7 protein-coding genes and 1 pseudogene are annotated in these 8741 nt (G+C 58.2%); 5 read left to right on the top strand and 3 right to left on the bottom strand.

The window, feature by feature from the left end:
* Window positions 1-510 (bottom strand): hypothetical protein (locus tag EN750_RS08885; protein ID WP_189526101.1); only part of this gene is annotated, 510 nt, incomplete at its 3' end.
* Window positions 511-641: 131 nt separating this feature from the next.
* On the opposite strand from EN750_RS08885, the gene EN750_RS08880 reads away from it, so the two are divergent.
* The 5 genes from EN750_RS08880 (at window position 642) to EN750_RS08860 (ending at window position 7580) form a co-directional block, all read left to right on the top strand.
* Window positions 642-1439 carry a hypothetical protein gene (locus tag EN750_RS08880; protein WP_127396187.1) on the top strand — a complete coding sequence of 266 codons (798 nt, stop codon included), beginning with the start codon at window positions 642-644 and terminating at the stop codon, window positions 1437-1439.
* A gap of 91 nt (window positions 1440-1530) precedes the next feature.
* Window positions 1531-3039 (top strand): arylsulfatase, encoded by a 1509-nt coding sequence (locus tag EN750_RS08875; protein ID WP_127396186.1) that lies wholly within the window; start codon window positions 1531-1533, stop codon window positions 3037-3039.
* Window positions 3040-3167: 128 nt separating this feature from the next.
* Window positions 3168-4076, top strand: coding sequence for a formylglycine-generating enzyme family protein (locus EN750_RS08870; protein WP_127396188.1), 909 nt, complete (start codon window positions 3168-3170; stop codon window positions 4074-4076).
* Between the two features lie 68 nt (window positions 4077-4144).
* Window positions 4145-5374 (top strand): alpha/beta hydrolase, encoded by a 1230-nt coding sequence (locus tag EN750_RS08865; RefSeq protein ID WP_127396185.1) that lies wholly within the window; start codon window positions 4145-4147, stop codon window positions 5372-5374.
* A gap of 133 nt (window positions 5375-5507) precedes the next feature.
* A complete protein-coding gene (locus tag EN750_RS08860) occupies window positions 5508-7580 on the top strand; it encodes a mechanosensitive ion channel family protein (protein ID WP_127396184.1) in 2073 nt (690 codons plus the stop codon).
* Between the two features lie 207 nt (window positions 7581-7787).
* Here EN750_RS08860 and EN750_RS40575 read toward each other — a convergent pair.
* Both EN750_RS40575 and EN750_RS08850 read right to left on the bottom strand, forming a co-directional pair.
* A pseudogene (locus EN750_RS40575) lies at window positions 7788-7893 on the bottom strand (ABC transporter permease); the annotation flags it as partial.
* A gap of 395 nt (window positions 7894-8288) precedes the next feature.
* Window positions 8289-8645 carry a hypothetical protein gene (locus tag EN750_RS08850; protein ID WP_127396183.1) on the bottom strand — a complete coding sequence of 119 codons (357 nt, stop codon included), beginning with the start codon at window positions 8643-8645 and terminating at the stop codon, window positions 8289-8291.
* Window positions 8646-8741 lie beyond the last annotated feature (96 nt).

Raw genomic sequence — 8741 nt, 5'->3', positions numbered from 1 at the left:
GCCGAGGTGATCTGCCATCAACTTTATCTGGCTGCGCATATTTTGAGCGTCGTTGCGCCCAGGTCGAACTGCCACAGGGCGATCGCTGAGCTGCTCGATGATCATCCCCGTGGCAATGGCTTGGATTTCTTTCCAAATCGCGGTCGGAACAATGGCAACTGTGTAGGTCAAGCCGGGCTGGACTGTCGCCATTACGCTCGTGCCCGCAGGAATTGCGAGGATCATATCGTCTTCGAGCGGAATGCCGCAGATTGTAGACCCACAGGCTCGCTCGATGCCCACCAAGGCCACGGCCCCTGCATCGAAACCACCAATAGCACGGAAAGCGCAATTGAATTCAGACAGATCGAGCGCCCATTTGCCGGGCGACTGAATCTGCCTGATGCGCGACGGAAGCGAGCCGGGCGAAAGCTTGTCGATCTTCACGGGCAGACCAGAGGCGGCGCTGCTGAGCTCGTCAGGGCCAAGCTGCACGTCCCTGTACGAAGGTGATGACGGCCAGGCGCTCAAAGTACGTCCTTTGCGCAAATTGGATAGCGCAACTTTTATATTAGATGCAGCTTAGAGGTGAATTGCGCGAAATCAAACAGCGCAAATGAATATTGCGCGGCCATAGCGGAACGGCTTTTGGGTGAGGACGGATGGGGACGATCATAGATAGGTTTCGTTTGGCCGCTCTGGTGGCGGCAGGAGCATTCGCACTTTCTCCGTTCAACGCATTAGCGGCAGACCCAACCAGGCAGGAAGACGAAGGCTGGACTATGACTGTTGCCCCGTATCTATGGGCATCAGGCATTGAGGGAGAAAGCGGTCTCTTCGGATTCCCGCCTCAGGATGTCGACGTGAGCTTCAGCGACGTACTCCAGCACCTCAAATTCGGGTTCATGGGAGTTTCGGAGGCTCGCAATGGCCGTTTCACCGTCAGCACCGATATAGTTTACGCCAGGCTCAACGCCGACATAAACACGCCCCATGGGATACTCGCTTCAAAAATCGATGCGACGGTGAGCACTTTCATGGGCACGGCGCTTGCCGGCTATAGCCTCTACTATGAAGACGGGACGAATTTCGATGTGATGGCCGGTGCCCGCCTGTGGTCGGTCGACAACCGTTTCGAATTCCACGGCGGCGCCATTGACGGTACCTCGGTGAACGACGGCGACACATGGGTCGATCCAGTGATCGGTGCCAAATTCAAGGCCAATGTCGGTAACGGAATTTACTTGGCAGGCTGGGGCCTGGTCGGTGGATTCGGGGTAGGGTCTAAGTCCATGTGGGATGTAATGGGTGGCGCCGGATATCAATTCAGCGAAAAGACGTCGATGTTTGTCGGCTATCGAGCTGTACACGATAAATATAGCCATGATGGTTTCGTGAATAAGGTCACTCAGCAGGGCCCAATGCTGGGTTTCACCTATAAGTTCTCGATGGCGCAATAAAAGAATGTGCTTATTGGACGGGAACGGAAACGACGGTCGTCGACAATGCGGTCTTCGGGAAAGCGTGACGTTGGGTGGAAGGGCAAGAAGTATGAGCAGCGATCAAGATTCCCCGGCTGAAGCCGGTTTAGGCAACAAGATAACTCGCCGCGATGCATTGATGGCCGGCACGGCGGCTGTCGTTTCGCGGTTTGCCGCTCCGGCCGGCTTATCGGGCGCCCTCGCTGGCCTTGCTGGAGTTGAGCCAGTGGCGGCAGAGCCGGCACCCCCTAACATCGTCTACATCATTTCCGATGATCAGGGCTGGAAGGACGTGGGTTTCCACGGCTCGGACATCAAGACGCCAAACATCGACAAACTCGCAGCCGAGGGCGCGCGGCTGGAACAATTCTATGCCCAGCCAATGTGCACGCCCACTCGCGCGGCGCTGATGACGGGGCGCTACCCGCTACGCTACGGGTTGCAGATGGGCGTTATCCCATCGGGTGGCAGCTACGGTCTTGCCACCGACGAGTATCTCCTGCCTCAGATGCTCAAGGACGCAGGATATAAGACCGCGATGGTAGGCAAATGGCATCTCGGTCACGCAAAGACTGAATACTGGCCGCGCCAGCGCGGATTCGATACGTTTTACGGCGCCCTGGTCGGCGAAATCGACCATTTCAAGCACGCTTCGCATGGCGTGATGGACTGGTACCGGAACAACAAGCCGCTGCAGGAGGCTGGCTACGATAACACTCTGTTCGGCACGGAAGCCGCCAAGGTAGTCGCAAAACATGACGGTAAGGCGCCGCTATTCTTGTATCTGGCGTTCACCGCGCCGCATTCGCCCTATCAGGCACCCGAAAAGGACGTCAAGAAATATGCTGACGTCGCCGATGAGCAGCGCCGGCTCTACTCCACCATGGTTTCAGTGATGGACGACGAGATTGGCCGGGTTGTTGCAGCGCTCGAGAAGAAGAAGATCCGCGACAACACCATCATTATCTTCCAAAGCGACAACGGCGGCGTCCGCTCGGCCATGTTTGCTGGCGAATCGAAGGTTGGCGGCAACCTGCCGGCCGACAACGGACCTTACCGCGATGGCAAGGGCACGCTCTACGAAGGCGGCACCCGCGTCTGCGGCCTGGTGAACTGGCCAGGTAAGGTGAAAGCGGGTGACGTGAACGGCATGATACATGTCTCTGACATCTATCCGACGCTCGCTGCGGTTGTCGGGGCGAAAATGACCAAGAACAAGCCGCTCGACGGCATGAACGTGTGGGATACGATCAGCGAAGGCAAGCCCTCGCCCCGCAACGAGATTGTCTACAATGTCGACCCGACCGGCGGCGCAATCCGTGAAGGCGAGATGAAGCTAGTATGGTCGGCCGGCGTGTTGGAGCGGACCGAACTGTTCGATCTTGCCGCCGACAAATCCGAGAAGAACAATCTAGCGGACAAGGAACCCGACAAGGTTAAGGAATTGAAAGGGAAAATCGTGGATCTCGCGAAACAAATGGCACCGCCACTCCTGATGATGGAAGCGATCAAGTTGACCTTCGGCGCACCGCCGATCTCGGCTGATTCATCTTCGTTGTTCAATGAGCTCGGAGACTGATTACGCAAGATCGAATCCGAAATGTGCCTGGACTTAAAGTCATGAATGAGGCGGGCGCGGCTGTGCTGTTTTCACGTGATTCGGACGGTGCCCGTTTCGTTCCTGAGCACGGCCTGCGATTGGAAAATATGGTGCGGGTCCCCGGTGGCGAGTTCTTGATGGGTTCGGACCACCACTATCCGGAAGAAGCCCCGGCTCACCGTGTCGTGGTGAATGGGTTCTGGATGGATGTGACGACTGTCACAAACAGGGATTTCGCGACGTTCGTCGCCGAGACGGGCTATGCCACGCTGGCCGAGCGTCCTGCCAATGTAGCCGACTATCCCGGCGCGCCGGCGGAGATGCTTGCCCCTGCATCGGCGATATTCGTCAGGCCGCCACCTGACGCCGATCGAAGCAGTCACTACCAGTGGTGGGCATATGTGAAGGGCGCTAGTTGGCGCCATCCACGCGGGCCTGCGAGTTCGATCAAGGGGCTCGACAATCACCCCGCAGTCCACATCGCCTTTGAAGATGCCCAAGCTTATGCGGACTGGGCGGGAAAGGCGCTGCCAACCGAAGCCGAGTGGGAGTTCGCCGCGCGCGGCGGACTGGAGGGAGCAGATTTCGTATGGGGCGACGAACTAAACCCTGAAAGCCAGCATATGGCCAACACGTATCAGGGCGAGTTCCCATTTCGAAACGATTGCGAGGACGGCTACGAATGGACCGCGCCGGTAGGCTCGTTTCCGGCGAACGGCTACGGGCTCTACGACATGGCTGGCAATGTCTGGCAGTGGACCACTGACTGGTATCAGGAGCACGGCCAAATAGACAGCCCATGTTGCACGATGACGAACCCGCGCGGTGGCGAGCGCGAGGCGAGTTACGACCTTGCGATGCCTGATATCAAGATTCCGCGCAAGGTGACCAAGGGCGGATCTTTCCTGTGCGCTCCCAGCTACTGCCGGCGTTACCGGCCCGCCGCACGCATGGCGCAGTCTGTAGACACATCGACTTGCCACCTCGGCTTCCGTTGTATCACGCGCTCAGCGTGAGGGAGATTTCCCCTAGTCGACGATTATCTTCGCGCCTCGATGTTCGATGAAAAAAGTAAAGGTAACTGATGGTGCGGCGTTTATCACTCAACAGACGGGCTATGAGAGGTATATCGGCTCTCTTTCTGCTTGCCCTGACTGCATGCGGAGGAAGGCCTCAAGGCGTCCTTACTCCGATTTCCGAGAATAGGGTTTCGTCGTCGGCGTCGGACGTGACAATGTTGGTGGCAACAAGCCGCAAACCCTCCGGCGACCCCGCAACGCTGTTTACAGGCGAGCGCAGTCCGGCGCTTTCCTTGACAGATCTTACCATTTCAATTCCGGCAAAGCGCGCAGTGGGCACCGTCGAATGGCCAAAGAAGCTGCCACCTGATCCGGACAAGGATTTCGCTGTTGTTGCTGCGAAAAGTCTGTCGATCCCTGAGGCTCACGATTGGCTGCATTCCCACAATCCGAACGGCCGTGTGCTCGTTTTCGTGCACGGTTTCAACAACCGTTACGAGGATTCGGTTTTTCGCTTCGCGCAATTTGTGAATGACTCAAAAGCGAAGGTCACGCCTATTCTCTTTACGTGGCCCTCGCGCGCGAGCGTGCTCGGCTACAATTACGATAAGGAAAGCGCTAACTTCTCCCGCACTGCATTTGAGCGAACGTTAAAGGCGTTGGCGGATGATCGCAGTGTGACGGACATTACAGTCATGGCTCACTCCATGGGAACGTGGCTGGCCATGGAATCGTTGCGACAGATGGCGCTGGAGGACGGGCAAGTTTCGCCAAAGATCAGGAATGTCATCCTTGCATCTCCTGACCTCGATGTGGACGTGTTTGGTCGACAGTGGAACGAACTCGGGCCGAAGAAGCCGAAATTCACTATCACCGTCTCACGGGACGATCGGGCGCTCGCTATTTCGCGCCTGATTGCCGGCAACGTCGATAGGGTAGGGCAGGCTGATCCGTCGAAGGAGCCTTATAAGTCGAAGTTGCAAGCGGCGGGAATAACCGTTCTTGACCTTACCGTCGTAGAGACGGCTGATCGTTTGAATCACAGCAAGTTTGCGGAAAGTCCGGAAATCGTCCAACTGCTTGGCGCGCAATTGGCTTCCGGACAAATTTTGACGGATTCGAGAGTGGGTTTTGGCGACCAACTGGGCCTGGTGGTTGCAGGTACCGTCGATACAATCGGCAATGCCGCAGCAAAGACGGTCAGCACTCCAGTCGCGGACGTTGGGACGGGTAACAATGGCTCTCAACCAAGTGAGCTCGAGGCAATTCTTAAAGGGGATCCGACGACTGAGTGACCGTAATCAACTCACCGCGGGTCGAGCATCGTGTGTCGGAATAAAGGTGGGCCGCTGCCCAACGCGTCGCTTCGCAATAAAGCCGATAGATGATCGCGTGGTGCAGATAACTACCCGCGGCTTGGAGGTTGCCATGAACAATGCACTGCGTCCTAGACTTTCAATGCTGTCAGGCGTCGCCATTGCACTCATTCTCCTTCTTCAAGGTGTGTCGTGGGCGCAGGAGGCGTCAACCGCTCTGCCACCGGCAAAGGCAAGGCAGTTTCTCGACCTGTTATCCGACCCGGAAGTAAAGGCGTGGCTGGAAGTCAGGACCCCTCCGGCGAAGGAAGGGCCCGAAACTTCCGTGGTCGACACGCTGTCTGGCTGGGGGACAAAAATCCGTGACCGTGTCGGTGCGTTCGTTGCAGGCATCCCGCGCGTGCCCGAAGAAGTGGCCAATGCCTCCTCGATTATCTCGCGCGACGTGAACTCTGGGCGGCCCGGGCTCGTCCTAGGTATACTTGCTATCCTGATTGCGGTCGGCTTCGGGGCTGAGTGGCTGGTCCGCAGAGCACTTGCAAGACCGGGTAGCGCAACTTCCCAAGCAGATGCGGTGCAGGCTATCCTTTTTGAGGCAACCGGTCTGCTGAGCTTTACCATCTCGAGCGCCGGCGCGTTTATGGCCTTGGAGTGGCCGGCGTTGCTGCGCAGGATAATTCTGACGCTCCTTCTTGCATTCATCGCATTCCGTGTCGTTCGTGCCATCGCTCGACTGTTTCTCGCGTTCGGCGGCAACGCGAGCGAGGCATACGACGGACCGAGGCCGCTTTTCGAGAATGAAACATCGACCAGTTTCTGGCTTTGGCGGGCCAGCCTCATCGCTGGCTTCCTGTTCTTCGGCTGGGCGATCGCCAGCTTTATGCCCGGCATTGGTTTCTCCAAGGAGGTTGCGGGGCTCGCCGCATTTCTGTTCGGGCTTGGCATCCTGGCGACCGCGATCGACGTCGTCTGGCGCCGGCCTGGCTCGCGCGGCTCGTTGCTCAAGCGATCCCTGCTCACCTTGTTTCTGGTCGTGCTCTGGGCAGTCTGGGTCGCTGGCCTGATCGGCGTGCTGTGGATTGGCATATTTGCCCTTGTTTTGCCGACTACCGTTCGCGGCGTGGCTGCCGCGGCGCATGCGTTGGTCGGTAGATCGAAGCGCAGCGGCGCGATCGGTGTGATCACAGATGTCCTGGTCGTCAGAGGGGCGGGAGCACTTGTCATTGCTGGGGCCGTAGCCTGGCTCGCCTATATCTGGCGTATCCGGGCAGCACAATTTGCCGGCAACGAAACCGCCGGCTTTCTAATAACCGGGCTGCTGAACGCCATCATCATCCTCCTGGTCTCGGACCTGCTTTGGCAGATTTCGAAGGCCCTGATCGAATATAGAATGAGCCTCGCGCCAACGGACGTGAGCGGTGCCGATCAGCTAGCCCGCGCCGGGCGCCTTCGCACGCTCCTGCCGATCTTCCGCAACACGCTTGCTGTCTTCATCGTCGCGGTCGCGGTGCTGACGATCCTGTCTGGGCTGGGCGTCCAGATTGCACCACTCATTGCCGGTGCTGGTATCTTCGGAGTCGCCATTGGGTTCGGCTCCCAGACATTGGTCAAGGATATTTTGAGCGGAGTTTTCTTTATGCTGGACGACGCCTTCCGCGTGGGCGAGTACATACAGAGTGGCTCCTACAAAGGAACTGTCGAATCGTTCAGCCTTCGTTCGGTTCGGCTGCGTCACCATCGAGGCCCGGTCTATACGGTCCCGTTTAGCGAGCTTGGCGCCATACAAAACATGAGCCGCGATTGGGTAATGGAGAAGATGACAGTCAACGTGACCTATGATTCCAATGTCGAGCTGGCGCGCAAGCTGATCAAGAAGATTGGCCAGGAGTTGGCGGCCGATCCGGAGTTCGCGGCCGATACGCTGGAGCCGCTGAAGATGCAAGGCATCGACAGTTTCGGCGATTTCGCCATCGTGCTCAGGATGAAGTTGACGACCAAGCCCGGCACCCAATTCGGCATCAAGCGGAACGCTTACATGATGATCAAGAAGGCCTTCGATGAGAACGGTATCAAGATCGCCTTTCCCACCGTTCATGTCGAAGGCGGCTCTGAAGGAGCCGCTGCGGCGCACCATATGGTTCAGAAGATGCAGGCGGATGCAGCGGCAGGCGCGAAGGTAGCCTGAGTTCTCGAACTAACCAAACGTTTACATGTTAATAACGGTTGCCGCCCTCTCAAAGTACCGCGCGTTCGTTAGAGGATGAAGCTCATCGCATAAGGGGCTGATGGTGAATCCACCCGGGTGGGTCGCCGAATGGCAGCTTAGCCATCAAGTGATCCCGAAGCTGCCGGTCCGGTTTCGGCCCCAAAGCAGCCATACACCAAATCCCCCCTACCTCTCCTCCACAATCCGCAAATACGCCGCCGTCACGAACAGCACGATCCGCCCGAACAAGATCCGCCTTGCCCCCCTCGGGCACTTGCAAGGGCCTCAGCACCGGGAGATTCCCTGCCGAGGTGACGGGCGCCGCGAGGGGACTCAGCCCGCGAATGCTTCGAATGTATCCTTAGAGGTCAGCATTGCCTGGCCCTTGAACGAGATCGAGAAATCGCCAAGCCGGTGCCGGCCTTGGTCATTCTTGACCAGGATGTCTCCATCAACCTTGGTGAAGTCACTCTCGATGCCTTTGACGATCCTGTCGACGTAGCGCAGGTTGCTCTGACGGAGAGACTATCGTTCTTGGCCAGTTGCTGCGCGAGACGTTGGAGCTTCGGGTCGTCGCCGATACTTTGCAGCCGCGCTTCAACGGCCTTGGGGCTGGTGCGCGCCAACGGCGGCTTTCCATCACTCGCTCCGCAGCCCGGCGCCTTCTGCCCGGAAGGCGCCGCAGGGCTATGGGTACTTCGTCGGCGGCTCCCCAGGGTTCAAATTGCCCTGCAGCTCCTTCGGCAACGGCAGGCTTGAGCATTGCAGATGCACCTCGCGGGCGAACAGCTTTCGTTGCTTCTGCTCATGCTCCTTGATGGCTGCGACGAGCCCCATCGAGTATGGACCAAGCAGGACGCCGAAACCCCACCCCGGATGCTCCTTCTCGCGAGCCTGGTAATCCGAAGCCGCCATGCGGGCCTGCTGGCATGCCGGCGAAGCCCATTTCTGGTCCTGCTGCGAAAGCGACGCCTCATAGTCGACCGGCGATGTCGCGCACCCAGCCACTGCCGCAGTCAATGCGAGGCAGATTGCGATTCTCATCCGAAGCCTCTCCTAAGCCTTGTGAAGGCCTGCATAGACCTCTTCATCCGACAAGGCGATAGGCTGCGGTCAGGCGCCTTCCCCACCCTCCGCGAC

The organism is Mesorhizobium sp. M7A.F.Ca.ET.027.03.2.1 (genome assembly GCF_003999175.1).
Classification (GTDB): Bacteria; Pseudomonadota; Alphaproteobacteria; order Rhizobiales; family Rhizobiaceae; genus Mesorhizobium.
This window is presented reverse-complemented; position numbering and strand designations above follow the sequence as displayed.